27 protein-coding genes are annotated in these 24,645 nt (G+C 42.6%); 6 read left to right on the plus strand and 21 right to left on the minus strand.

Annotation, left to right across the window (positions count from 1 at the left end):
* Positions 1-278: 278 nt before the first annotated feature.
* Complete coding sequence (locus tag ICN17_RS08620; RefSeq protein WP_216237079.1) at positions 279-458, plus strand: hypothetical protein; 180 nt, start codon at positions 279-281, stop codon at positions 456-458.
* Positions 459-461: 3 nt separating this feature from the next.
* Here ICN17_RS08620 and ICN17_RS08625 read toward each other — a convergent pair whose 3' ends face one another.
* From ICN17_RS08625 to ICN17_RS08635, 3 genes are all read right to left on the minus strand, one after another.
* A complete protein-coding gene (locus tag ICN17_RS08625) occupies positions 462-638 on the minus strand; it encodes a hypothetical protein (RefSeq protein WP_216237082.1) in 177 nt (58 codons plus the stop codon).
* A 501-nt stretch (positions 639-1,139) separates the two neighbouring features.
* Positions 1,140-1,484 carry a hypothetical protein gene (locus ICN17_RS10410; protein ID WP_255538378.1) on the minus strand — a complete coding sequence of 115 codons (345 nt, stop codon included), beginning with the start codon at positions 1,482-1,484 and terminating at the stop codon, positions 1,140-1,142.
* Positions 1,485-1,547: 63 nt separating this feature from the next.
* On the minus strand, positions 1,548-1,988 hold the full coding sequence (locus tag ICN17_RS08635) for a DUF6641 family protein (protein WP_216237084.1): 441 nt from the start codon (positions 1,986-1,988) through the stop codon (positions 1,548-1,550).
* Positions 1,989-2,358: 370 nt separating this feature from the next.
* Here ICN17_RS08635 and ICN17_RS10415 point away from each other — a divergent pair, with 370 nt between their 5' ends.
* Positions 2,359-2,808 (plus strand): hypothetical protein, encoded by a 450-nt coding sequence (locus tag ICN17_RS10415; protein WP_255538379.1) that lies wholly within the window; start codon positions 2,359-2,361, stop codon positions 2,806-2,808.
* A 364-nt stretch (positions 2,809-3,172) separates the two neighbouring features.
* Positions 3,173-3,739 carry a site-specific integrase gene (locus ICN17_RS08645; protein ID WP_088527204.1) on the plus strand — a complete coding sequence of 189 codons (567 nt, stop codon included), beginning with the start codon at positions 3,173-3,175 and terminating at the stop codon, positions 3,737-3,739.
* Positions 3,740-3,762: 23 nt separating this feature from the next.
* Here the strand turns inward: ICN17_RS08645 and ICN17_RS08650 are convergent, their stop codons facing one another.
* Positions 3,763-4,443: a hypothetical protein gene (locus ICN17_RS08650; protein WP_216237086.1), complete on the minus strand. Its 681-nt coding sequence runs from the start codon at positions 4,441-4,443 to the stop codon at positions 3,763-3,765.
* A gap of 271 nt (positions 4,444-4,714) precedes the next feature.
* On the opposite strand from ICN17_RS08650, the gene ICN17_RS08655 reads away from it, so the two are divergent.
* Complete coding sequence (locus ICN17_RS08655) at positions 4,715-5,539, plus strand: hypothetical protein (protein ID WP_088527202.1); 825 nt, start codon at positions 4,715-4,717, stop codon at positions 5,537-5,539.
* An 82-nt stretch (positions 5,540-5,621) separates the two neighbouring features.
* Positions 5,622-6,371: an AAA family ATPase gene (locus tag ICN17_RS08660; RefSeq protein ID WP_088527201.1), complete on the plus strand. Its 750-nt coding sequence runs from the start codon at positions 5,622-5,624 to the stop codon at positions 6,369-6,371.
* Between the two features lie 29 nt (positions 6,372-6,400).
* Here ICN17_RS08660 and ICN17_RS08665 read toward each other — a convergent pair whose 3' ends face one another.
* The 13 genes from ICN17_RS08665 to ICN17_RS08725 form a co-directional block, all read right to left on the minus strand.
* Entirely contained in the window at positions 6,401-7,621 is a 1,221-nt protein-coding gene (locus tag ICN17_RS08665) for an integrase (protein ID WP_216237089.1), read from the minus strand.
* Positions 7,622-7,893: 272 nt separating this feature from the next.
* Entirely contained in the window at positions 7,894-8,262 is a 369-nt protein-coding gene (locus ICN17_RS08670; protein WP_088527199.1) for a hypothetical protein, read from the minus strand.
* Between the two features lie 15 nt (positions 8,263-8,277).
* On the minus strand, positions 8,278-11,400 hold the full coding sequence (locus ICN17_RS08675) for an efflux RND transporter permease subunit (RefSeq protein ID WP_216237091.1): 3,123 nt from the start codon (positions 11,398-11,400) through the stop codon (positions 8,278-8,280).
* A 10-nt stretch (positions 11,401-11,410) separates the two neighbouring features.
* On the minus strand, positions 11,411-12,451 hold the full coding sequence (locus ICN17_RS08680; protein ID WP_088527197.1) for an efflux RND transporter periplasmic adaptor subunit: 1,041 nt from the start codon (positions 12,449-12,451) through the stop codon (positions 11,411-11,413).
* Complete coding sequence (locus tag ICN17_RS08685; protein ID WP_088527196.1) at positions 12,448-13,020, minus strand: hypothetical protein; 573 nt, start codon at positions 13,018-13,020, stop codon at positions 12,448-12,450. Before ICN17_RS08685 ends, ICN17_RS08680 begins: the two co-directional genes overlap by 4 nt.
* 13 nt (positions 13,021-13,033) lie before the next feature.
* Positions 13,034-14,317, minus strand: a complete 1,284-nt coding sequence (locus ICN17_RS08690) for a TolC family protein (protein WP_216237092.1) — start codon at positions 14,315-14,317, stop codon at positions 13,034-13,036.
* A gap of 70 nt (positions 14,318-14,387) precedes the next feature.
* Positions 14,388-14,723, minus strand: coding sequence for a hypothetical protein (locus tag ICN17_RS08695; RefSeq protein WP_216237093.1), 336 nt, complete (start codon positions 14,721-14,723; stop codon positions 14,388-14,390).
* 212 nt (positions 14,724-14,935) lie between these two features.
* Entirely contained in the window at positions 14,936-15,271 is a 336-nt protein-coding gene (locus ICN17_RS08700; RefSeq protein WP_046330089.1) for a YnfA family protein, read from the minus strand.
* Positions 15,272-15,288: 17 nt separating this feature from the next.
* Positions 15,289-16,116: a cation transporter gene (locus ICN17_RS08705; protein WP_052728766.1), complete on the minus strand. Its 828-nt coding sequence runs from the start codon at positions 16,114-16,116 to the stop codon at positions 15,289-15,291.
* Positions 16,116-16,280: a hypothetical protein gene (locus tag ICN17_RS08710; RefSeq protein ID WP_216237094.1), complete on the minus strand. Its 165-nt coding sequence runs from the start codon at positions 16,278-16,280 to the stop codon at positions 16,116-16,118. Before ICN17_RS08710 ends, ICN17_RS08705 begins: the two co-directional genes overlap by 1 nt.
* 413 nt (positions 16,281-16,693) lie before the next feature.
* A complete protein-coding gene (locus ICN17_RS08715) occupies positions 16,694-17,365 on the minus strand; it encodes an MIP/aquaporin family protein (protein WP_216237095.1) in 672 nt (223 codons plus the stop codon).
* Positions 17,362-17,847 (minus strand): arsenate reductase ArsC, encoded by a 486-nt coding sequence (locus tag ICN17_RS08720; RefSeq protein ID WP_216237629.1) that lies wholly within the window; start codon positions 17,845-17,847, stop codon positions 17,362-17,364. The genes ICN17_RS08715 and ICN17_RS08720 overlap by 4 nt, the downstream gene beginning before the upstream one ends.
* A complete protein-coding gene (locus tag ICN17_RS08725; protein ID WP_216237096.1) occupies positions 17,838-18,167 on the minus strand; it encodes a helix-turn-helix transcriptional regulator in 330 nt (109 codons plus the stop codon). The genes ICN17_RS08720 and ICN17_RS08725 overlap by 10 nt, the downstream gene beginning before the upstream one ends.
* A gap of 95 nt (positions 18,168-18,262) precedes the next feature.
* Here ICN17_RS08725 and arsH point away from each other — a divergent pair, with 95 nt between their 5' ends.
* Entirely contained in the window at positions 18,263-18,973 is a 711-nt protein-coding gene (gene arsH, locus ICN17_RS08730; protein ID WP_216237098.1) for an arsenical resistance protein ArsH, read from the plus strand.
* Here the strand turns inward: arsH and ICN17_RS08735 are convergent, their stop codons facing one another.
* The 4 genes from ICN17_RS08735 to ICN17_RS08750 form a co-directional block, all read right to left on the minus strand.
* Positions 18,974-19,552 (minus strand): nitroreductase, encoded by a 579-nt coding sequence (locus ICN17_RS08735; protein ID WP_216237100.1) that lies wholly within the window; start codon positions 19,550-19,552, stop codon positions 18,974-18,976.
* 64 nt (positions 19,553-19,616) lie between these two features.
* Positions 19,617-22,097: an arsenate reductase (azurin) large subunit gene (locus ICN17_RS08740; RefSeq protein WP_216237101.1), complete on the minus strand. Its 2,481-nt coding sequence runs from the start codon at positions 22,095-22,097 to the stop codon at positions 19,617-19,619.
* 15 nt (positions 22,098-22,112) lie between these two features.
* The gene (locus ICN17_RS08745; RefSeq protein WP_216237104.1) at positions 22,113-22,631 is read right to left on the minus strand and encodes an arsenate reductase (azurin) small subunit; all 519 of its coding nucleotides are present in this window, start codon (positions 22,629-22,631) and stop codon (positions 22,113-22,115) included.
* Positions 22,632-23,206: 575 nt separating this feature from the next.
* The gene (locus ICN17_RS08750) at positions 23,207-24,556 is read right to left on the minus strand and encodes a glycerophosphodiester phosphodiesterase family protein (protein WP_216237105.1); all 1,350 of its coding nucleotides are present in this window, start codon (positions 24,554-24,556) and stop codon (positions 23,207-23,209) included.
* Positions 24,557-24,645 lie beyond the last annotated feature (89 nt).

Genomic DNA, 24,645 nt, shown 5'->3' on the forward strand with positions numbered 1-24,645 from the left:
AACTTGATTGTGATGCTCTACTTTTCTTATGACAGCTCTGTGAATTTTTAAAGCTCTTTGTCATATTTGGAGCCTGTATATCAAGGCCATTTATGACAATTTCACCTCTTAAAATTTAATCCCAAATATTTCAGTTCACGATAGATTTGTCACATTTATTCATCAAGAATAAAGACTACTTATGGGAGATGAAGAGCAAGTCTGCTCCTTACTGGTCTCCTCAGATTTCTCTAACAGCCCATAGGTAACCACTTCTAAATAATTTAGGGAGAGCGTCAATGACTACCTTTACTACTGAAGATCGCGAGTTGATGGAAAAAGAGCCGATTCCATTTTACGGTTACTGTTACTTAACTGATCCAACATCAAAAGACAAGAATGCGCTTTTACATCCGGTCTTAAAGAAAATTAAAGTGGAATATAGGATCGATGACAGCAGTGAGGATTTGGAAGATTAGCCTCTAGTGCTCTTGATGTGTTCTGCCTAACTTTTCAGGCTTACCGTTTCCATAAAGGCACCACTGTTTGATTTCTTCAGTGAGAGCTTCAACATCTTTCATCTTGAGATTTCTAAAGTCTTCCAGACCGATAGTTCCAGTCTGTTTTAATTTCTCGACAGTCTCACTTAATGCATTCATTTTGATGCCCATTCCTAATGAAATAGCGGAAATAAATCGTAGTCCTGGAAAAGAAGGCGGTCAAGGAATTTGCTAAAAAGCTATTTTGGATGAGTCTTGAGGGGTTTTTGGCCTGCCCAGCACGATTCGAACGTGCGACCTACGCCTTAGAAGCTTTAAAAATGAGCTAAAACAATAGTAGAAACAATGACTTAAGCCTTACTAGATCAGGCGTGGCATGCGCACCGAGATCATTGGTTTGGAGTGGAATTGACTATGTGGTGTGTGGCATCCGCAGATGTAGAGTCGGTTAAACCGACACTAAATTGGACGACCCCACGGCAAGCCTTGGCAAACCATTTTTACTATGCCTCTCGTCCCCACGAACAGGGAAATTTATAAAGCACAAAGATCGGCAAAACCACTGCATTTTGGCGTGATTTTGCACATTAGCTATTTTGATGGGGCTTAGCGTAAATCAGGTGGGGGATGAAATCTCGAGCGGCGCAAAAAACTACGCGGCTAGATATTTGATTGAGCAGCTGAAATCTGCTGTTGGGCTCGTTTAATCTTTTGTCGATTACGCTCTGCTTTTAATGCCTTGCTAGCAGCGTCCTTCTGATTTTGTAAGCTAGCCACCCTGGCCTGATCGGGTGTTTGCGGGGGCTTAGCCTTAATAGCAGAAATAACCTCATCAATCATTTGATACCCCCTGCTTTCACGGGTAACAATAGATGGGGTGCTAGCTAGACTATCAATCCCAAATTGATATTGCAAGATTAATCTAGCGTGAATTGGATTTGTGGCAAAAACAGCGGTATTTACTAGCTGACCCTTGATCCTGACATAAGCTTGATATTTGTTCATGCAAGTATTTAGTGGATAAGAAAATGGTGCCGCACCAAATGTCAATACGGCACCTTATTTCACTTACTTGCGAAACCCTGCTTTTAATGCTCCGCTAGCATTTTCAATCTGGGGATCTAAATCCCCTGCTTCGACAGCAACCTTCACTGTTTCTAGTGCCTTAATTAAGTCCTCGGCACTATCAACTTGAATACTGGGCTTGCCTTTGGCCAATTCAATTGTGCAAGCTCCATATCTAATGGAAACGCAGACCTTCCCTTCTTCAGTCTGAAACCACCACGGCTTGATTCTTTTTGGCACTTCCACTTGCTTACGAATCCCTGTCTCCCTATCTTTGACGCTGCGAAATTTCATTAGCACAAAAGGTGTGCCTGTGATCTGCCCTTTTGCTAGCTGGATCTGCTCCCATAATCGGCTTGAAAGTTTATTCCTCCGAATCACAATCGCTGGTTGATGAATCGGCTTCTTGAGAGCCACTAGTTTTAATGCGGTCAATGCGCTCATATTTCCTCCTATAAATGAAAGAGCCATTTCAATTTATTTTCGGAATAAGGATTTGGACAACCTCTTTTTTATTTTGGCTAATTTTGAGCCAGAAATTAATGGGTTTTCTTAACAAGAGCTAAATACTTTTGCGAGTTGCTGTGTTTCAAAGTGCGGTCGCAAATAGATAAAGAAGTTACTGGTAGTGAGTTACTAGTTACTCGAGTAGCAAATGAGTAGCTCTGACTAGCAACACGACTTAGTGACTATCTCTTTGAGATCTGCAACTAAACTCAAAGCAACATCTTTTTGGATCTACTCCTCTAGCAACCAAGCCACGAAAGCAACAGCTCGCAACGAGAACTCAATCAATTTAAAAAAGGAGAACGATATGAGAGAAATTGCGGTTAGAGGATTTATGAATGAGAAATTTAATACTACCTTCGGCAAAGGTTTATTTAGACGGGCTATGTTCAATGGCTCAGTAGAGCTGGGTAGCCCTAATCAAAAATACCTAGTGGATTACTTTGATTATAGGAACTGGGAGAATACCGCCAAAACAGATGAGCAGATGGCCGTTGTTCGCAAACTCAGTGATGCTGGCATTGCAGAACAACCGGGCGTTCTAATGTCTTGGATCCAACATTACGATCCACTCACTAAGACAAAGCTAGGTGTTGGTGGATTTAGCATCTACTCCCCAGAAACCAAGGAGCTGCATGTAGAGATTGAAGATCTAGCAAACAACACCAAGGATTCCTGGACGCTAGATGTACATCTTTGTAAAAGTACTGGCGTTAATAAGCCGGTGTTTATAGCAACCAATGTGGATTTGAACTAAATCATGATTTAAATCCATGCAAGATTCACCTCAAAAAAGCCCTATACGCAAAGATCTATCAGCTTCGCAATACTGAGTAGCTGGAATTACTAAAAACAGCGTATAGGGCGAATTTGAGGTGTTACTCGAGGATCGCTGGTTTAAGTCCGTTTAGCTGTTGTCTAAATCCCACGAAAAGAAGCGATCTTTTATAAATACTGCATAAAGAACAGGTTAAGAAAATTGTACTTTTCTTAACCTGCCTTGTAAGTCATTGATTCTTGGAAGATATTTTTTGATGGCCAAATAAACAAATTTCGGTCGACCTTTTAAGACTTAGAAAACATACTAAATACACACTTTTTATTTATCTAAGGAGAATTAAATGGCACAAGCAAAAACACTATCTCAAACAGAACTAGATCTAGTTCTTAATTACGTCAGCACCAAAAAATATGCCTTGCGCGATAGAGCGTTAATACTTACAAGCTTTCTTGGTGGACTTCGCGTTGCCGAAATTGCCAGCTTGAAAATGGGCGATGTATTAAATCTCGATGGCACTATTAAAAATGAAATCCGCCTATCGGCCGCACAAACCAAGGGTAAGCACCCTAGGACTGTATTTGTCTCACAGCGTTTACAGGCTGAATTGGCCAACTACTTAACAACAAGATACATAAAAGAAGCTGATATTCCCCTCTTTCATACAGATCATCGTTTGGGATTTAGTGCTAATGGCTTATGTGTGTGGTTCTATCAGCTTTATAAGAATGTTGGCATTAGCGGTGGCAGCAGCCATTCAGGAAGAAAATTCTTTATTACTACCCTCGCTAATAAAGGGATTGGTGTTCGAATCTTAGCCAGCCTTGCAGGTCATAGATCGATTGCAGTGACTCAGAGATATATCGATGTCAATGATGAGCAAAAGAGGAATGCTGTCGAGCTAATTTAAATGGCAGTCGGGTAAAACCGACTCTAACAGGCATGCCTAGTCAATTGCGATACTCGATCTTTTGCGCAGTCAAACTCGTGATTACCTAATGAAAATAATCGGCTAGCAAAATTTTCATCTTCAAAATTAAAGCGGGTTTGAAAGCTTTTACCTAATTCTTGTTGTGGGAATATACCAAGTGCAGCCTGCTCTGAGATATTTAAAGCGCTTTCCTTGTGCCTCATGACCATTAAGGTCATATGGCGCCGCATGTGATCATCCCCACTTTTGTGCCTTGCTGCCAATGGGTCTAACCTCCCGATAAAGCGATCTACTAGCATTGCCATTGCCCCAGCCCTCCAGAGCTCAGTATCGGGATTTGAAGCCATGGTATAGATTAGGAGCAAATCTTTCCACATATTCTTTAATTTAGCGCCTTTAAGTACTTGACTATGAATTTGCTTGATTTGAGTATTTGGCCAAATTTGCGATAAAGCATTAACCAGTTGGGATATTGATGGGGGGTCTTGATCGCTACAAAGCTTTAGCAATACGTCGTCATCACAAACAAAAAACCTGTCTTTGCCTTTAATAATTTCAATTACTGGAGGAGACGAATCCATCAGCTGCTTCTTATGACCTTCAAACCAAGTCGTAAATGGACAATCTAAGACACAACCGTACTTGGAGTAACAATCTAAGATCTTACGATTATCAAGACTCATTTCTTAGTTAATCGTTTTGGTCTCACATACTTGCTAGCGGCGGTATAGCTAGGACTTATACGTAAAAAGTTAAAGAAAAGCCTCGCCATCTCCTGATGACAGTCTTGCTGCTCCGCACAAAGTTTTCCGCCCATGCGGATATCTCCAGCCTAAATTTACCTACTTTTTTTAATTCTAAATTTTGTATGTATTCACTACAGGGATGCTGAAGTGAAATCAGATTGTGAATGGAATTCACCATCACATTTTTAACAATTTCAGGAGAAAATCCATGAGTGAAACTACTGTAGTCGAATCAGGCGTTAGCGCCCCTAACGCTGAAAAAACGAATGCCAACCCTTTTGCAGTGGGAATTGGCAATTTATTAACAGGTAGCAATCCAGAAAAAGCCATCGGTGATTCGATAGATCGACTGGTCGAATATCGTAAAAACTGGGAATCTACTGAGCTTTCTAGTGCCAATGATGTCCTATATGGAATCTTGCAGCATTGCTACGCCCTAAACAACACGATGCAAGGCTCAGACAATATTGCCAAAAGCCTTAAAAAAGGTCTAGCGAACTACATCAAGACCCATGAATACAAGTTCAGCGACAGCTCGCCACTAATCACTAAGATCGTGAAATGTGTATTTGGTGTTGATCGTCGTAGGGTTAATGCCTATAGCACAGCTATGAAGGCAGCAATGGCTGAGAGAGTGAGCGTACTTGATCTACCAAAATATTTCCGTGAAAAAGGTGGCGTTGAGGAAGTTAGACGCTCTGCTACTAGTAAAGGCAAATCGATTGCTCAGAAGGTGGAATTAGGACGTACCGTACTCGATGGCGAAATACTAGCGAAGGTACAAAGTGATTCTCTTAATGCCTCATTCTCAAATGAGCAACTAGAGGAAGGTGTTGTATTGCTGGCAACACGAGAAGATGATGGCAGTTTTGCAATCCGCAGAGTCATCCAAAGTGGAACAGCAGTTAAATCAGCGTTAGCAGCTTGCTCCAGTGTCGGCGCTGAAAAAGAAAAAGCACAGAAACTAGCTGATGAGGCTAAAGCAATTGAAGATGAGCGTTTAGCCGCCCAATCTAAATTAAAAGCTGCTTGAGCTTGTTGTTCTACATATGATTGCTGGCATTTACCTTCCAAGATAAATCCAGCAATCATTTCATTATTTTAAGGAGATTGCGATGCATAACCCTAGACCACCCTCTATTGTCATACAAGCACCCAGATGTTTAGATGATTTTGCTTTACAACCTAATAGTCGATTTAAGCTTGAATCCATACTTGATTTAAGTCTGCCTATTCCAGCTAACGGTATTTGTGGGATTGTTCTATATGGTTTATACGGAACTGGTAAAACTACTCTGGCCAACTTATTACCAGGCTTAATTGAAACGGCCAAAGTCAATCCTGCTTGTGCAGCAATGAATGCTGGATCTATCGTTGATACAGAAGATCCTAATTCAGATTATTTTGCCTGCGCACAAGGTCAGAACGGCGCTCAATTAACTCAATCGATTCAAAATAGAACCACTTATATGTCATTTAATAGTAGTGGTCTACATTACATCATCATGGATGAGGTTGATGTCTTAACCCCAGCAGCGCAAGCAGGCTTCAAATCAATCATGAATCGTAAAGACGTCATATTCATCATGACTAGCAATAACTTAGATCAAATTGATAAAGGCATTCAGAATCGATCAATTTTGATTGATATGAATGTTCCACCAATTAATGATTGGCGACCAATTTTGCGTCGTGTTTATGAAAATGCAGGTCTACCAGCACCGCCTGACGATGTATTAGATCAAGTGGTTCAGGCTGGTAGAGGATCAGCTCGAAGCATTTTTTCAGATATCGTGATGAGTGTTAACCAAGAGGTGAGAGAAAAGCATGAGACTCACTTAATTACCCTTAAAGCATGCAGTTAAATAATATGTAGCGTCGGGTAAAACCGACACTACATGATTGCCCCTGCCAATCTTTCCGCACTCATCATTGGTGTTAATTTTGAATAATGACGTTCAATCATCCCCACGCTAGTACCCATTTGCCTAGCTAAGGTATGTATATCAATACCTTCAGCTAGAGCAAAGGTTGCATAAGTATGGCGTAGGCTATACAGGGTTCTATTCTTACCTGTCGCATCCTTTAATAAATTAGATTCAACCATGAGCCGCTCAAAGACATCATCTAGGCTATGAGGAGCATCTCCTTCGGGAAATACAAACACCTTACGATCTAGCTTGGCCTCAATCACAGCCTCCAAATTGTCATAAGGCAATGCCTGCCAAGCAATTAAACGCTCTAAAGCCTCAATCACAAAATGTCTTGCTATTAGGTATCTAGGGCCCGTTTTGCCTGATACCCAAATTCTTAGGTAACGCTGCTCACCAATCCAATGCCACTGCAGGGCTTTCCAGCGAATTGGCATACTCTCCGTTCCTTGTCTAATGCCTGTTCCTAACAAGAACTCCACATAGACTCGGCAAAGCCTACGCATATGGTTACTGCGTTGATTGCGGCCAAATCGTTCCCAGTCCCGCATGTATTCCTGTAAATAATTGACTTCTTGTTGATTAAAAGCTGGCCTAATTTCTGCCCTGTCAGCGTTTACCTCTAATAATGGAATGGTACGATTTCGATGGATTAGCCCTTGATCTCTGGCTCGCTCAATTACTCGCTTATAAAGCCCAGCATGACGTCTTTGAGTATAGGTCTTGGGATTCTTGCCCATCTTCGATATACGCCACGCTACATAGTCATCCACTAGCTCTTGAGTAATGTCATTGATCTGGTAGTTACCAAAGAATGGGATCAAGTACTTGGTATAGATGTGAATATAGTCAACATGGGTACGTTTATTGGAATTGGCCTGGACTACTCGGGCAGCAGCAGCCAGCTCTTGCGTGGCTAATTGCCGAAAAGTCTTGGTCTTAATGGCTAGATCACTGGCCAGCTTGACCTTGACTGTTTCATAGATAGCAATGGCTTGGGTTGTGGCTTCGGCCACTTGATCTGATCCAGTGCTAGCGGAATGCCAAGCGCCAGTAGACAGCTTAAAACGGCATTGCCATTGGTGACTACTAGGTCTTTTGTAGAGGGTGACGGCACCATCAAGCAGTTTGATGGGCTCATCATCAGCGATAACGGTAGAAAATAAGAGTGATAAATTATTCATTACAAGCGTCTCGAAACCGGACACTTGTTAGCTTAATTTCAGAGTTACTTTTGGGCGACCTGAATTATATACTGTCGGTTAAACCGACACTACAGCATCAGGGCTGTGATGGGCTTTCACTGAACACAAAGAAGGCCCACACCCTACTTAATAGCGGCAGGCAGAGTTCGACCTAAAGCCGACCTTGGCGGAACATGGCTCCACTAATCAACGATAGCAATCCGATTACTTAACAACAGCCCAATCTATAGGATAGATTGAGGTGATTTAACTTATAAATTAAATCTTGCTGTAATCACTTTCGCCTTTATTTTGATAACTGCTATGGCCTTAGCACCCTTGGGAATAGCGAAATTACCTTTCACTTCCAATTTCCCTTCATTAGGCAGTAGCTCGAAATCCTTTTTCTCTGATCCAATTAAGACTGTCAGCTTTGCTGTCCCACCATCTGGGGGTATAGGTTTACCGTGGTCCGTCAAATACAGTGATAAGCTATCAGGCTTTGTAACTAATTCAACATCAATGTCCTTAGCCTCTACTATGACACCGCCATGCATTGGTTTTAATTCATGGCCAGCTCCAGCTTGAACTAAGCCAGCAAAACTGATGAGCAAGGTTGCAATCAACATCATTGATTTCATATAAACCCCTTTAAATTAAAATACTTCGTTAGTTTTCATATTGCTCAAGGCTATTTCAGATGCTTTTTTCCCGTAAAGCCAAAACATGGCTGGCGTTAAAAAAGTATCCAATAGGGTAGAACTGAGGAGCCCGGAGAAAATAACAACTGCTACTGGATGCAATATCTCTGTACCAGGACGCTCTGCTTCAAATAGTAATGGTGCCAAGGCAAAAGCTGTGACCAAAGCTGTCATTAGTACAGGACTTAAGCGCTCAATTGATCCGCGAATAATCATTGCCAGACTAAACGATTCACCTTCTGACTGCATCAAATTGAGGTAATGGCTAATTTTTAAGATTCCGTTACGCACAGATATTCCTGCTAGCGTGATAAATCCTATTAATGCAGCAATCGAGAGTGGCTGGCCTGAAATCCACAAACCAATCACTGCTCCGACCATAGCCAATGGAATGTTAGACATAATCATTAAAGATAAGCGTATGGACTTATAGCGATTATTTAAAACTGCAAACATCAAAAGAAATGAGCCAATTGATAGCAAGCCAATTACTTTAGATGCCTCTTCTTGCGCTTTAAATTGACCATCTAAAGTAATGAAGTATCCCTCTGGAAGGGTCTGATTAGAAATAACAGCTCTAATGTCAGCCACGATATCCGACAGGGCACGCTTGGAGGCATTAGCCGATAAGACAATTCTTCGCTTACCGCCGTCTCTGCTAATTTGATTTGGGCCATCCCCATCCTCAATCCTAGCAATTTTTGAGAGTGGAATTTTTCCATTTGGCGTATCAATCAAGATATCAGCAAGACCTTCTAAATTTCTTGCTGAGTCTGGTAACTTGATCACTAAGGCAAACCGTCGATTACCCTCAATAATTTGCGAGAGTCTCTCCCCTTCAACCATGCCCTGCAAGGTGGCCATAATCTGAGATGTTGAAACCCCGTATTGCGCTGCTTTATCGTAATCAATTCGGACCTTAATTTGTGGTGCTAAAACCTGCTTTTCTATTTCTAGATCAACTAAGCCTTCAATGCCCGCTAATTTGGATCTCAAAAGATCGGCTTGGCTACGCAGCACGTCTAAATCATCGCCAAAAATCTTAATCGCAATTTGCGACCGAACCCCGGAAAGCATGTGATCTATTCGATGTGAGATTGGCTGACCGATCGCAATTGCAGCGGGTAAGTTAACTAATCTTGACCTAATATCTGCCTGTATCTCAGCCATGGAGCGATCTAAATCACCCGCAGGCTTTAAACCAACATCTAACTCGCTAACGTGTACACCTTCCGCATGCTCGTCCAACTCTGCGCGGCCACTCCTGCGTCCAACATAAGTCACTTCAGGAACCTGCCTGACTAACTTTTCTGCTTGGCTAGCTACGCCTGCCGATTCAGAGAGAGAGACACCAGGATTTAAACGCAGTCCGATCAGTAAAGTCCCTTCGTTAAAGGGCGGTAAAAATGAGCTCGCCATAAAGGGAACACTGGCAGCAGCAACTATGACGGATGCAAAAGCATACATCAGAGGCTTTTTAGGCGCCGCTAACAACCTTGATAACTGAACCTCATAATGGCTTTTAAGCCAAGTGACAATCTTTGTATCGTGATCCCTCAGGGACTGCATTGAGGGCAGCAGATAAAAGCAGAGTACTGGCGTGATAGTGACTGAAACTAAAAGTGATGCAAGAGTAGAGACTATAAATGCAATACCCAAAGGAACAAATAGTCGCCCCTCTATACCTGGTAATGCAAATAATGGGATGAATACCAAAACGATGATGGCTGTAGCGTAGATAATTCCGGTTCTTACCTCAAGCGATGCGGCTCTCACAATCGCTAGTGGACTTAATTGGTCTAAAGATGCTTTATCTAGATTTACTCTAAGGCGACGAATTACGTTTTCCACATCAACTACTGCATCATCAACTAGGCCGCCGATTGCAATGGCTAGGCCTCCTAAGGTCATCGTATTAATTGATAAACCAAAGTACTTAAAAACCAGGGCAGTTAAGAGAATTGAAACTGGAATTGCTGTTAATGAGATGAGGACCGGGCGAATTGTTCCTAAAAAGAAATACAGCACTACAGCAACAAAGATTGATGCGCCGATGAGCTTACCCTCTAAAGTGCTAATGGATGCATCAATAAAGCTCGCCTGCCTAAATGTTACTTTTGGAGCTTCCATGCCAGTTGGCAAGCCCTGCTTTAATTCTGCAATAGCTGATTCAATCTTTTTTGTAAGCGCTACCGTATCTGCTGAAGGTTGTTTTTGTACACCTAGGATGACTGCTGGCCCACCTTCATAACCGGCATCGCCTCGCTTAACTGCTGGTGCAAAAGTAATATCTGCAACTTGTCTTAAAAGTATTGTTTGTCCATTGCGGTTCGATACCGCAATGTTCTTTAAATCTTCAAGGCTAGAAGTTCGCCCTATATGACGAATAAGATACTCACGATTATTAGACTCAAGAAATCCACCAGACGTATTTGCAGAGTAGCCCCGCAATGCATCTTCAATCTGCAATATGCTAAGACCTAGCTCCGCCATACGACGAGTATTCGGTTGTACTTGAAACTGCCTGACTTGCCCGCCAATAGGAATGACTTGCGCTACCCCGGGGATAGCCATCAATCTGGGTCGCAAAACCCAATCAGCATACTCGCGAACCTGCATGGATGAAATCTTAGATTCATCAATCGGAATGGCAATTTGCATAACCTCACCCATGATCGAACTAATGGGCCCCATACGCGAAACAATGCCATCCGGAATTGCTCCGTCCATAGATGACAGTCTTTCTGAAACCATTTGTCTAGCGCGATAGATGTCTACAGACCAGTCAAAAGTAACATATATGAAAGAGAGACCAGCGCTAGATACTGAGCGAATGGCTTCTACTCCTGGTAAACCATTCATGGCCGTTTCGAGTGGGAATGTAATGAGTTGTTCAACTTCTTCTGAAGCCATTCCTCCAGCCTCAGTCATGATGGTGACAGTAGGCTTATTCAGATCGGGAAAGACATCCACAGGCATCTTGCTTAAGGTGTACGCACCATAGACCATAGATATAGCGCTGAGCAAAATCACTATCATGCGATTTTTTAAGCTGAAATCTAATAACCAAGTAAACATGTCTTAGTCCTTAACGAATTTGATTGATGAGGGATGCCCCATCAGTAATGACTCGTTCACCATCTTTAATACCGCTAGTGATAACAATGTTTTGACCATCTAAAGGCTCATATACAACTGTTCTTGGCTCAAATATTTCTGGGGACTTTTTAATCCAAACAATTGTTTGGTTCGAGCTGCTTTTGACTAATGATTTTGAAGGCGCCTTTACTCCAGTGACCTTGCTATCGGTATTTACGAATACTCGAATGGGTTGGCCTATCGGTAAAAATTGGAGATCGTCCGATTTAGCAGAAAAAGTAAGAGGCAAGGCTTGCTCTCTGAGGGTCTGTCCACCACCGAGATACTTGAGCTCAATCACTTTGCCATTGACATCCACCTTGCCATCAGCAATGTTCTTACTCAGATTTGAGTCGTAGGCAAGCGCTTCTATTAATAGCTTGGATGGATTAACGACCTCAAAGATTAAATCTCTTGCTTGCACTACTTGGCCAGATACAACACCCGTAGTAGAAATAATTCCGCTCACTGGGGCTCTTAATTCCTCGTTCGCAACGGCCGCTTCTGCCTCTTCAATAGCCTTACGAGGGACCGTATCGCTAAGATCTCGCAAACGCTTTAGTCGACTTTCCGCAAGTGATCTTGATTTTCCTGGGCCAGCCTCTGGAGTTACATACGCCAAGACATCGCCTTTACTAACCTTCTGTCCGGGCAATGGAAAACCAGCTGGTCCCGGCGTAATACGGCCAGCAACAATCGCCTGCACCTTACCGCCAAAGTTAGGATCCATGATGACTTTTCCAGCTAAATCATAGGTTTTGGCATACTCCCCGAACTGGCCAGGAGTTGTCATCACGTGTAACTGGCGTTGCGCAGGCTTGGGAATAAAAAGACTGCCGTCCGACTGTCTTTTCGGGGCGTCGCCCTGAACTTGGGATGCTTCCGACTCGCCATGACCCGGCCCAGCGTGAACCTTAAAAGCAAATAGCGCCACAGATAAACCAATAAGGATAAATGGGCGAAATACAAAATCTCTATGTTTGCGATTCATACCCGCTCCTTGATTTGTTTAATTAACTTTTTTGTATGCGTCATCAACATCTCTTTCTTGCGATAAGACAAATAGGCAATTGCCATCAAGAGGCTGAAATAAAGCAAGATCTTTATTGCTGATTTCCAAGTGATCAATGAGGAGCGCTCAAAGGAGCTTAGATCGATAGTGGCTGCTAGTATGTCGATAACATCATCATCATTAATCGTGATAGTGATCGCAGTAGGCTGATCTTTAATTTTATTTTTTAGGCGAAAGAGATACTCTCCATCGCCATGAGGCTCTGAGCTAATTTTAGAACCCTCAAGCTCAATTTCAACCTTGGCTCCTTTGACCAATTCATTGGAGGAGTAGCGATCTAGGTAGAGCGTGATTTCCTTGCCGTTAATCACTCCTACCGCCTCATAGAGATCGGATTCAGCATAAAAGCGAGGTAATGATTGAGTTTGTGCAGTGGTGAGTTTTTCCTCCCCATGACCAGGCCCTGCATAAGCTGCCGATGCGATTGTCAGAGATAGCGCAATTAATAGTTTTGACGCCAACTGACTATATTTGTTCAATAAATTCATAGTTAAAGTGACCTTACTCTGGTAACAGGCCAAGGGCCTGTCGTAAATTTGAAACTGAAACTGCGTAATTGATTTTTGCAATCGCAGCCTGTCTATTTGCATCCACTGTTTCTAGCTCTATGCGTAGTCTTGTGGGCAAATCGGTTTCACCAAAGCGAAATGATTTGTCAAAAAATTGACGTGTTTCATTGGCTAAGTTAGACCTCTTATCTGCAGCGCCAAGCTTCATTTTTGCCGACTTCACTAAAGCCACATTTGATTCCACATTACTTAATGCAGACTCTCGCTCATAGGACAATCGAACCTCTGAATCGACCATCTCAGCTGTAGCACTGGCCAATCTATTAGTATTGCGAGCATCAGAACCAAAAGGAATTCTTAACCCAACAGCAACTGATTGCTGATAGGGAACGCCATAGACTTCACGGCCCTTAGTAGTCCATATTTGTAATTGTGGGGAAGCCCGAGTTTGAGACTTTGCTAAGTCAAGCGCTTTTTTAGCAACCTCTAACTGATCTACAAGGGCTGCAACGATTGGCAAACTAGAATCTAGTCCTGACAGGTTTTCAGGAACCTTAGGCAACGGTTCAATATTTTTAGCAATGTCACCGAATTGAATTTTCTTGAGGTACTCACTTCCCAATAAAGAACGCACCCTTTGCTCAGCATTAATGACGTTGGCCTGTGCTTCGATCAAAAAAGCTTCTGATGATGCGAGGGCGCCATTGGCCTGATGAAGATCTGCGCGAGATAAGTCTCCAGCCTTAAATCTCTTTTCAACATCAAGAGCTAAGCTCTTTGCATTCTCATTTCTGCGTAGCGCTAAATCAGACTCAATTTTTGATTTCTGGTAATTCCAATAGGCATCCCTTACTTCAGCTGCAATTCTCAATTGGGATAGATAGTATTGAGACAAAAGCTTTTTATATTCAGCATCCGCTAAATTAATTGAGCTTGACCGCTCATTCCATAACCACAGGGGGATATCTAAACCTAGTATGGTTTCACTAGCGCCTTGATTACTGTTAGTTCTATCGGTCTTTTGCGACACTTCCACCGAAGCTGGGCTTACCAAAAGGCTGCTAGCAATTTTTTGCCTAGCAAGCGCGGCCTCTACTCGATACTGATAGGACTTATAGTCAGGTTGGCGCTCCCATGAAGATTCATAGAAGGACTTTAAGGCTGATTCACCTTTGCGCTCACCATTAGCCAGCGCTATTGGCGATCCCAATATAAAAACCAATCCAGTAAATTGAATGACGCAGCGACGAACTGCGCCCGAATACTCTCGCAACATAAAAACTCCATTTGTTTGTTCAAAACAGAGTTAGCGAGAGGAGAAGAATTAGGTTAAAGCTCTCGCTAACTTAGGCGAGAGCGAGCCAATTGGGTTTTTCGGGAGGAGCAGGAGAAATATCGACTAAAAACTCCACTCGTGCATCTTCATAATGAAAGATGGTAGAGGTAACTGAAATGCTAAAAGTGGAATGCAATGCTGGAGAATGCGCCAAATGACAGACTCCACAATCAGAATCGTAGCTTGCAGAATCGCTAGCTGAGGCAATACTGACTGGCTTCTCATGCTCGTGATGTGAAACATGAGAAGCTGCTGCCCGCTCTTCTTGGCAGTAAGCAGAAACCGTAGCATAGGATGTTTGTATAGATAAAGCTAGCAGGGCCAGAATTATCAGGATTTTTCTCATGTTTCTATTACAGCATATTTCTTAGTATTTTGCATTATGAGCTTTCTCACAAACGCTTAATGGATTAGCTTTGGATAAAGATGTTACCGACAGCTCATACCAGTAAAACACCTACACACAATTATAGTGTTTCTTGATGTCCCTAGGCAGAATCGACCAAAGCTTAGGATGCCCGACTCTGTATCTAGACTGTGGTTTTAAACAACATGCCACTAGCTCCTACTAAATGGTTGAAAAGCGATAATTGCCATACCAATTAAGGCGACTATTGCCCCAACTACATCCCACCTTGTCAGTTCAATTCCTTCAACTAGTCTGAGCCATATCAGAGCAACGACAATATACATACCGCCATACGCCGCATAAGTTCTACCTGCGGCGGTAGGGTGAAGGGTTAGCAACCACGCAAATAATAGTAGAGATACTATCGCTGGCAAAAACAACCAAGCAGGCTTATCTTGTCTCAATACAAGCCATGGAAGATAACAACCAATAATCTCGGCTACAGCCGTAATAGCAAATAGTCCTGTGAGTTTTATAAATTCCAAATTACCCTCTTTTAGCTTTACTTCAAACGCAGTATACGAATAGCACCGCTTAATACTAAGAATCCGATAACTAGTCCAATGACCCAATCTGGATAGGGGCTATTGAGCCAAACCACCAATACACCAGCAACAATAACTCCTAGATTTGCCAAAACATCATTGGCGGAGAAGATATAACTGGCTCGCATATGAACGCCATCATTCTTGCGTTTAGATATTAGATATAGGCAGGTGACATTAACCGTCAAAGCAAGTAGCGAAATCCAAATCATGGCATTGGGTTCAGGCATTGTCCCAATGTAAATTTGATAACCCGTACGCCAAAAAGCAAGAGCAGTTAAAAGTAATTCAACCACACCAGCTAATTTAGCGGCTTTGAGCTTATGCTGTGCGGCTTTACCAACGGCATATAAAGCCACCACATAGACTGCGGCATCGGCAAACATATCCAAAGCATCAGCAATAAGCCCTGCCGATTGGGCAATCCAGCCCGCAATAATCTCAACAAAGAACATCAATCCGTTTAATGCCAAGAGCCAAATTAAGACTTTTCGCTCTTGAGCATCTTTGGCGGCATCCAATTGAATTGGCTTAATTTCAAAGTCTTCTAATACTTGGCTGCTTTCAATCTTTGCCCCAAAACCTAAGGGAACTAATTTATCGAGAACCACATTAGGCTCTTCGCTATGACAAATGATTAATTTTCGATTGGGAATATCAAAATCCATCGTGTGTATTGATAATGAGCCCAATGCCATGCGGATCATCTGCTCTTCCGATGGACAATCCATAGCAGGCACGATGAATATGGTTTTAGAGATTGAGGGATTGAGATGATTTGACATTAAATCAGTAATGTAGCGTAATTTTTGAGGATCATGAGGATAGACCGCTTTTGGCCTATCTCTGCCACCCAAACACCGCCAACTAGCCAGTTTTGAATGTCTGCAAGCCACCCCATAAGAGCCATCCAACCGTCACGTAACCAGACACCTCGGGGTCGGGTCAAACCGACACTAAATCGCCAGGGCCAAAATCTCATCTGAGTCGCTGATAGTCCACCAGACCCCTAACGCTAGACCAAGGTAAGTCTCTACGCCGGCCAAGCTCAACCATGATTAGCCACAATCGAGCCAATAGATAAGCCTGAAACAACATTAAATAGTGAAGATTTGGCCTGCCCAGCACGATTCGAACGTGCGACCTACGCCTTAGATGCTCTAAAAATGCGGCTAAACAACAGCAAAAACAATGCTTTTAAAGTGTTGGCTTTTAGTGTGGCACAGGCATCGAGAACCTTGGTGCGTAGTGGAATTAGGTGGATATTGACTGGAATCTATAGGTGGTCAGATGGTTCTATGTTTAATTTGACGGGTAAATCGACAAATATGGGTATAGAAGAAAGCGGCTAATAGCGCTAGATCAGAGACCTCTTGTATAAGCCTTGTTTTCTTTAGGCTCTGTAAATGCAAGGAAAGCTACAACTAGAATAGCGGCGGCTACTTCTGCTAATACAAATCCAAACACGCTTGATGGAGCAATACCAACAAAGGTATTTGTAAAACTTCTAGCCACAGCTACTGCTGGATTGCTAAAGAAGGTAGATGAAGTAAACCAATAGCCTGCTGTCACTGTTAAGGCAACTAACATTGGAACCTTATCTTTAGATTGCTTGTCACCAATATGTATTACTGAAAGCAAAACGAGCGTTGATACTAATTCACTAACCCAAATCCCTAATCCTGCTCTAGCTTTTGTTGATTCTTGGATGATAGGAAGGCTAAACATGACATGCATTAAAGCAATACCTGCAATAGCCCCAGCAAACTGACATACCCAATAACCCAACATCTTTTTCAAATTAAGATGCCCTAGCTTCCAAAACATCAAAGTGACTACTGGATTAAAGTGAGCGCCTGAAATTGGTCCTAATAGAACAATCAAAGCATAAAGCCCGGCACCAGTAGCGATACTGTTTCCAAGTAAGGCTACTGCGGCATTGCCAGCGCCTAATGTTTCGCCCATAAAACCGGACCCAGCCACTATTGCCAGTAGCAGGGCCGTACCAATAAATTCACTTACATAACTTTTCATACTTGAGTGTGAATTGCCTTCAAGCTCATTGAATCAAGTTTCTCTAGAGGCATAGAAGCCATGATATCTAAACGTCTTTTAAGGCCATTCATCACATCATTAAATGCATGGCGCTTTTCTAATTCTGTACCCTGCACTTGTGATGGATCAGGAAATCCCCAGTGCGCTGTAGCAGGCTGTCCAGGCCAAAATGGGCATTGCTCACCTGCTGCATTGTCACAAACGGTAATGACGAAATCCATCTTGGGGGCATCGGGCTGACCATATACATCCCAACTTTTTGACTTTAATAAAGTGCGATCCATTCCCAATTCTGCAGCAATGTCAGCCGCAATGGGGTTTACGCTTGTGCCCGGAGTAGATCCTGCTGAAAAACCTTTAAATTTTCCACTTGGATGAGTAGATGCCAATGCCTCACCAATAATTGAGCGGGCAGAGTTATGGGTGCACAGAAAAAGAATGTTGTATTGCTTCATAGTGATTTAACCTTTCTGGAGGAATTAACAGGTAGACAAGACAAACCCCCACAACAGTTATCCAATAAGAACTTACTTAAGTCCTGGACTAAATCTGCATTAGGGCGATAGATCAAATTACGGCTTTGACGCTCTACCGAAATTAAGTTGGCTTGATAGAGTTCTTTTAAATGAAAACTTAGGGTGGCATTTGGAATACCCAACATCTCATGAATCTGAGATGGGGTTAAACCCTTGTCACCCTTTTGGACAATTAAACGAAATACATTTAAGCGGGACTCTTGTCCAAGAGCTACAAATGCGCTTACGGCTTCTGTATTTTTCATAATTCGATGATAATGGAAAGATTGTGACAGTTTTATGAAATTGAGTTTTTATAGCTGTTTTGTGCCTTTTAACCGTTATTCATTAATATTCATACATGACCAACCTCCCTAATATTGTCAAAGAACTGTTTCATAAGCCGGATCTTGAGAAGCTGCGATCTCATGCCCCATTAAGTCATCCCCCTAAGATTTTGCTTTTATATGGATCGCTGAGAGAGCGATCATTCAGTCGCCTTCTAGCGGAAGAAGCTGAAAGAATATTGAAGGCCATGGGCTGTGAAACACGGTTTTTTAATCCCCATGGATTACCTCAAGTGGATGATGCCCCTGAAACACATCCTAAAGTAGTTGAGCTAAGAGAATTAGTTCAATGGGCAGAAGGCATGGTTTGGAGTAGTCCTGAGCGTCATGGCGCAATGACTGGCCTCATGAAATCTCAAATCGATTGGATACCACTTAGCGTTGGCGCTGTCAGACCCTCTCAAGGCAAGACTCTGGCTTTATTACAAGTGAGCGGTGGTTCGCAATCTTTCAATGCTGTTAATCAAATGCGCATTCTAGGTAGATGGATGCGGATGATCACAATTCCAAATCAATCCTCCGTACCCAAAGCATTTTTAGAGTTTGATGACAACAATCGCATGAAGCCCTCAGCGAATTATGATCGCGTAGTTGATGTCATGGAAGAGTTAGTTAAATTCACGTTATTGACACGCTCAGTTGCCACCCATCTAACAGATCGCTATAGTGAGCGAAAAGAGTCGGCCGAGGAATTGTCTAAACGAGTGAATCAAAGATCTATTTGACTAGAATACTGAGCTGTATTCAGTATAAGTAGGTCTAACTCGGCCATCTTTATGTTTGGTCACTGTGCCTATAGTGATAAACACTAGTGGCTCATCATCACCCTCCAATTTGAAGAGCTCCTTCATTTCTGCACTGTACAAGGCGTGTCCACTTGATAGTCCAGCTCCGTATCCCATTGCATGAGCAGTCAAAATAATATTTTGGATAGCGCAACCAGCGGAGATGAGCTTTTCGTTGCGAGGGATCTTGTTATCTCCCGTACCGTATTTTGCCACTACCATCAGTAAATACGGTCCACGCAGAGCTTTACTATGTGCTTCATCAAGCTGCTCTGGAGTTGCGTCTGGATCGCGTTGCTTTAAATTATGGGAAAAAACTCTACCAAGTAATGCTCTACCCGAATCTGATACCTCATAAAAATGCCAAGGCGTTACTAATCCGTGGTCAGGCGCCGTACCTGCTGCCTCCAAGATGATTTTCTTTTGCTCCTGTGATGGTCCAGGGTCGCCCAAACGTTTTGGAGAGATATGGTGCCGCGTATGCATCAACTCTGAAACTAAGGGAACTATGTCATCCATCTCTACACCCATTTAATAATAAAAAAGGGGTGAGAAAACTCACCCCAATCTAGGACATCATTAATTAGACATTATCATATGCTCTGCGTTTAAAGGAAACCGTACGTTTAAAGTCACTCATTGACCCAACACGCTTAATGTTGGCATAAGTACCTTTATAGTAAGGAATAACATTACGATCAACCCACTCTGTTGTCACATCTCCCGCAATACCTTTAACGTAACCAAAGAGCATGAATGTTTGCTTAGGCTTGGCATCTTTAACGGGATAAGCCATCGCAAAGGTAGAGCCGTAGTCATTAAATACTTCTACTACATCACCCGCACTAATGCCAAGGGCAGATGCATCACCTGGATTAATTTCTAAATAGGCCATCGGATAACGGCCGCGCACAAAATCATTGTACTGATCGTGATATGCCGTCTGCCATACTTCATTAGCACGACCATTGTTGATCCAAAATGCATATTTTTGCTTTTGAGTCTCAACAGGTTTTGGTAAACCTGGCCATGGGGAGGGTTTGAAGTGCGCTTTACCATCCTTAGTATCAAACTTGTTATCGGCATAAATCATTGGAGTACCGATGAGTTTATCGCCTTGCACCTCTTTAATTGGGAGCTGGACGCCGTTATTGCCAGCTTTGGCTAAGAGAGCATAAGTTGCCATATAGCCAGTATCACCACCTTGAGAATCAATCGGACCAGCACCTGGACGCCCCGCTTGACGGAAGCCATCATTAAAGGCATCTTCTTCAGTCTTCCAATCAAACCCCGAGAAGCGTTTAGCCATTACAGCGTTCCCCTCTTTCTCATATTGCGCTTTGATAGTATTAGCAACCATAGCAGCAATGAGGCAGTCGGGTTTTGCTTCGCCCGGTGCATCCATAAACTTCTGAGATAGACGAATACGACGCTCGCCATTCATTGAAGTGAGATTCATTTCGCCTGGTTGAGTAGCGGGTAACATCATATGCGCCGCTTCTTTAAGGGAAGTTGGATACAGGTTAATACTTGCTACAAATAAGCCGCCGCGTGATGTCGCATCGTAAATGACATTTACCATTTCCTCTGACGAGGCACCGCGAGCTTTAGACATCGCCTCTTTCACAATCTGAGAGCGTTTAAGTACTACCTCTCTTAATTGCTGGGCGTTGTTTGATGTTTGAAAATTATTACAAGCCCACCAAGTCATCATGCGGCCATTGCCTTTAATAATCTCTTGGTCAATGTAAATCTTCTCGCCAGTTGGATGAGGAGGACGTGTATAGCCTTCTTGGTGTCCACCCATACGCACTACGCCAGTACCGCGGCGACCTACGTTATGAGTCGCAATCACCAAGTCTACTAATGCTGATTGGATCAGATAATTATCATTACCCCAAATGATGCCCTTTTCATATGAGTGCATCGCACGTGGCATTACACCATTGGCTTTTGGCTTATAGCTCCACTCGGCTGCTTTCTTGAGCTTATCTATAGATACACCAGTAATCTTGCTGCACTCTTCAAGCGACAACTTATTGGCTTTAGCAGCATCATCAAAGCCCTTTGTATGCTTGGCAATGAAGTCTTTATCAACCCATCCCTGCTCAATCACATAAGTGAATAAGCCATTAAACAAGGCAATATCCGTACCAGGTTGAATATCTAGGTGTAGCGTACGATTCTTTGCCTGCAATTCGCATAATGAAATAGTGCTATTTTTCCGAGGATCAACAAAAATAACTTTACCCTCGCCTACCGGCTCATTACCAAACAGTTTCTTTTTCTTATCTATCGTGGAGCCCATGATATTTGGAAGCCAGTGATTTAAGAAGTAATTAGTTTGAGTCTCATAAGGATTGCCGCCAATTGACCAAACCACATCGGCCAACTGGGCATCTTCATAACTATTGTTGAGCTCTCCAATGCCCATCTCCCGAGTAGCATGACACTCGGAGTTATATGCTGGTCGATTATGAATACGTACAGATGGAGTTTGAATGGCGCTAAACATCAGCTTGCCAGAGCCCCAGGTATTTTCAAAGCCACCGCCTGCTCCACCATGGTCAAACGCAGAGTAAAAGATCGAACGTGGACCATCGTTATCAATAATCTTCTTGATAAGTCCCGCATAAACTGCCATAGCGTAATCCCAGGTGGTATCGAGCCACTGATCACCTGCATAAAACTGTGGTAGCTGTAGGCGCTCCTGTGTAATACCTTGAGGGTTGTACATATACGTTGCCATCTTGCCGCCACGCGTAGAACTCAAACCACTATTTACGACGCATGCCTTGTCAGGAACAATCATGATGTTAGAACGCTTGCCGTTCTTATCCACCACAGTATTAGTCATCGCTGGAGTCAAAGTTACAGCCATTGCTGGAAGTTGGGTACGGAAATCTAAACCCAGCGCATTTTGATTTGGGGCTCTTCCACCTTCTTTATTTGCATCCCATTTATAAACGTTATAGCCACATCCGACAATGCAGAAGTGACAAGTCATATTGGTTTTTTGAGCGTCAACTGGGGGTAATGCAATACGATCATTGAATGTTGTCATGGCGATTGTCCTGTCTTAAAGAATGTTAGAAGCACGGCCATAAATCAGGCCATTTACACCAACCGCTTTAAATGAATCAGTACCGGAATCATACTTAAGCTCGATTTTTGGTAGGTTCTCAGTCGCTTGACCACAAACCATTTGCCCCAGATGTTCTGGATCAAAAACGCTAAAGTGGCATGGACATTTGAAAGTTTTCGCTTGCTGATCGTAATTAACTGGGCAGCCCATGTGTGTACATAAGGTGCTATAGGCAACCACGTCATTATTCGGACCAACACCACCAGCAACAGGACCTTCCATCTTGATTGCCACACAAGGTGAACTAGCATCAGGATAATTAAAAGTAACTGGGGTATTTACTTTCATACCAGCAGCTTTGCCAATAGCACGCTCTGGATAAGCCAAAACTGCACTGTTACCTGGAGCAGCATTTGCAGGATTGCTAACTAGTGAGGCTGCAGAACCAACAGCTACCGCAGAGCCAATACCAGTTACCTTTAAAAAATTACGCCGACTTTCATTTGATTCCATCGTTCGCCCCTTCTTAGAAATTTAGAATACACACCTAAATTAGCACTAATAACTAGTTGTGTATAGAAATTATGACGAGTAGTTACCCTTAATTATTGCAGCGCAAAAATATAATCTGCATGAACTGATGAAGCAAAAGCTAATTGGCTAATATTAGCTATTCTGTGCAACTAACTAATCCTCACTTGCCTACTTTGATCGTCCAGAAGTTATCCTATTTAAAGTCACTACAACCATCACATAACCGGACACTGCATTGTCGGGTCAAATCGATGCCAAATGGCTAGGATCAAAAGTTCGTCTGAGTCGCTGTAGTCCACCTGGATCAACTACGCCCACTCAAGGTCTTCTCAACGCTGTCAAGCTTGATCATGATCCAGTCAATAGATCACAATTGATAAGCCTGAAACAATATTAAATAATGAGATTTTGGCCTGCCCAGCACGATTCGAACGTGCGACCTACGCCTTAAAATAAATCGTAGCCACTTGAAAAATCAATATAAACAATGGTTTATGTCAAAAAAATGGCTAATGGCTATCGGACAAAGGTTTTGGTGAGCCCCAAGAATTTATTTAATCAAGATCCATGCAGTTTGCATAGTAAGTTACGGTTGCAGGCCAATCTGTAAAAACACCCTTAACACCAACTTGCTTGGCCAGTACATCTAAAACCTCATAAATTTGCCCATCTGATTTGATTGCAGACTTAATGGATTGATGATACCAAGATCCTCCTTCAACCAGTGGGCCATCCCGCTCTAAAGTCCAAGTAATAATATTTAACTTAGCATTGCGCGCAGCTTTCGCATACGCTGAAGGCACGATCTGATTTTTTTTATTTACTGTTAATAAAACCCAGATGGGTGGCGCTATATAGCGAACTCCCATGTCATAGAGCTCATCCATAGTGGGCCTCAAATTATTTGGTTCTGAAGGATTAAATGACGGTAAGGTGTAGCGCCCATCTAAATAAATTGCCTGCTTACCAAATTCTGGTTCATTTTTTATCCAATACGTTACATCCCTCAAATTAAAGGATTGTGGAAACACATCTGAGGGTGCGATTCCTACTTCCTTGTAGTCATTAATTAATGCTTGTGCATATTGCTCTTGTGTAAACCCCAAATAAGGCATTGGTACCAATGCCTCTTTGAGCTCAGGAGTAAATTTACCGCCATGCTTTTTAAAAAGAGCAATAGATTCTTTGTGACTTAACAACGTCCCACCCATACTTGAGTAAAGATCGGTGCGCCACTGTGGAGTGCCCGCTAGATACGTTTTAACATTACTTGCATTTCGATTAACTCCATCCATTTTTCCTTTTAAGGTCTTAAATTGCTCAAATGTAATATCAGTGGTTCTGCATTCACTGGTTGCCGGAATTTCGCCTTGCGCAGGAGAAAATGGTTTGTGGCAACTTTTAGCAAGAGGTGTTAATAAAATATTGGTGGTGGCATGTAAATCATTTTGTGCATGTCGACAAACAAGTTGCTTATCTTTTGTAAACGTGACATCACATTCGAAAATCCCAGCTCCCATTATTGCAGCAGCCATATTAGACTCGGCAGTATGCTCAGGGAACTGGAGTGGCGCTCCCCGATGCGCAATTGAAAAACGTGATTGTCGTGGCGTATTTTTTGAACAACTCAATAATTTAGTTTTCAATTCACTTTCTGCCATTAAACCAATTAAATATTGGGGGCGCACGCCGTATTGCAATTCTTGTGAATAAGCTGGTACGCTAATTGCCATGGATAGACAAATTAGTACGTTTCTGATTGCGCCTCTAGTAACGTAATTTTTATGGAGTTCAGTAAAAATAAATGGGTTTGCCACACCTTTTAAAAAGGGCCAAACAATCCTGAGGCATTGCAGCATTGGTCGCATACTGGAAGCAATCGTGTTTTGCAAAAAGTAAAGCATACCCCCCCCTAAGCAAGAGTTTGAACTTTAATAATTACCCTAAGATATGACAACTTAATTACAAATTGTTTGATGTCGTTTAAAAACCA

It is taken from the genome of Polynucleobacter sp. 73C-SIWE (assembly GCF_018882465.1).
Lineage (GTDB): Bacteria > Pseudomonadota > Gammaproteobacteria > Burkholderiales > Burkholderiaceae > Polynucleobacter.

Excerpts from the sequence above, each read along its gene's own strand:
- ICN17_RS08620 (WP_216237079.1), top strand. The coding sequence starts at position 279 with ATGACTACCTTTACTACTGAAGATCGCGAGTTGATGGAAAAAGAGCCG.
- ICN17_RS08625 (WP_216237082.1), bottom strand. The coding sequence starts at position 638 with ATGAATGCATTAAGTGAGACTGTCGAGAAATTAAAACAGACTGGAACT.
- ICN17_RS10410 (WP_255538378.1), bottom strand. The coding sequence starts at position 1,484 with ATGAACAAATATCAAGCTTATGTCAGGATCAAGGGTCAGCTAGTAAAT.
- ICN17_RS08635 (WP_216237084.1), bottom strand. The coding sequence starts at position 1,988 with ATGAGCGCATTGACCGCATTAAAACTAGTGGCTCTCAAGAAGCCGATT.
- ICN17_RS10415 (WP_255538379.1), top strand. The coding sequence starts at position 2,359 with ATGAGAGAAATTGCGGTTAGAGGATTTATGAATGAGAAATTTAATACT.
- ICN17_RS08645 (WP_088527204.1), top strand. The coding sequence starts at position 3,173 with ATGGCACAAGCAAAAACACTATCTCAAACAGAACTAGATCTAGTTCTT.
- ICN17_RS08650 (WP_216237086.1), bottom strand. The coding sequence starts at position 4,443 with ATGAGTCTTGATAATCGTAAGATCTTAGATTGTTACTCCAAGTACGGT.
- ICN17_RS08655 (WP_088527202.1), top strand. The coding sequence starts at position 4,715 with ATGAGTGAAACTACTGTAGTCGAATCAGGCGTTAGCGCCCCTAACGCT.
- ICN17_RS08660 (WP_088527201.1), top strand. The coding sequence starts at position 5,622 with ATGCATAACCCTAGACCACCCTCTATTGTCATACAAGCACCCAGATGT.
- ICN17_RS08665 (WP_216237089.1), bottom strand. The coding sequence starts at position 7,621 with ATGAATAATTTATCACTCTTATTTTCTACCGTTATCGCTGATGATGAG.
- ICN17_RS08670 (WP_088527199.1), bottom strand. The coding sequence starts at position 8,262 with ATGAAATCAATGATGTTGATTGCAACCTTGCTCATCAGTTTTGCTGGC.
- ICN17_RS08675 (WP_216237091.1), bottom strand. The coding sequence starts at position 11,400 with ATGTTTACTTGGTTATTAGATTTCAGCTTAAAAAATCGCATGATAGTG.
- ICN17_RS08680 (WP_088527197.1), bottom strand. The coding sequence starts at position 12,451 with ATGAATCGCAAACATAGAGATTTTGTATTTCGCCCATTTATCCTTATT.
- ICN17_RS08685 (WP_088527196.1), bottom strand. The coding sequence starts at position 13,020 with ATGAATTTATTGAACAAATATAGTCAGTTGGCGTCAAAACTATTAATT.
- ICN17_RS08690 (WP_216237092.1), bottom strand. The coding sequence starts at position 14,317 with ATGTTGCGAGAGTATTCGGGCGCAGTTCGTCGCTGCGTCATTCAATTT.
- ICN17_RS08695 (WP_216237093.1), bottom strand. The coding sequence starts at position 14,723 with ATGAGAAAAATCCTGATAATTCTGGCCCTGCTAGCTTTATCTATACAA.
- ICN17_RS08705 (WP_052728766.1), bottom strand. The coding sequence starts at position 16,116 with ATGTCAAATCATCTCAATCCCTCAATCTCTAAAACCATATTCATCGTG.
- ICN17_RS08715 (WP_216237095.1), bottom strand. The coding sequence starts at position 17,365 with ATGAAAAGTTATGTAAGTGAATTTATTGGTACGGCCCTGCTACTGGCA.
- ICN17_RS08725 (WP_216237096.1), bottom strand. The coding sequence starts at position 18,167 with ATGAAAAATACAGAAGCCGTAAGCGCATTTGTAGCTCTTGGACAAGAG.
- arsH (WP_216237098.1), top strand. The coding sequence starts at position 18,263 with ATGACCAACCTCCCTAATATTGTCAAAGAACTGTTTCATAAGCCGGAT.
- ICN17_RS08735 (WP_216237100.1), bottom strand. The coding sequence starts at position 19,552 with ATGGATGACATAGTTCCCTTAGTTTCAGAGTTGATGCATACGCGGCAC.
- ICN17_RS08740 (WP_216237101.1), bottom strand. The coding sequence starts at position 22,097 with ATGACAACATTCAATGATCGTATTGCATTACCCCCAGTTGACGCTCAA.
- ICN17_RS08745 (WP_216237104.1), bottom strand. The coding sequence starts at position 22,631 with ATGGAATCAAATGAAAGTCGGCGTAATTTTTTAAAGGTAACTGGTATT.
- ICN17_RS08750 (WP_216237105.1), bottom strand. The coding sequence starts at position 24,556 with ATGCTTTACTTTTTGCAAAACACGATTGCTTCCAGTATGCGACCAATG.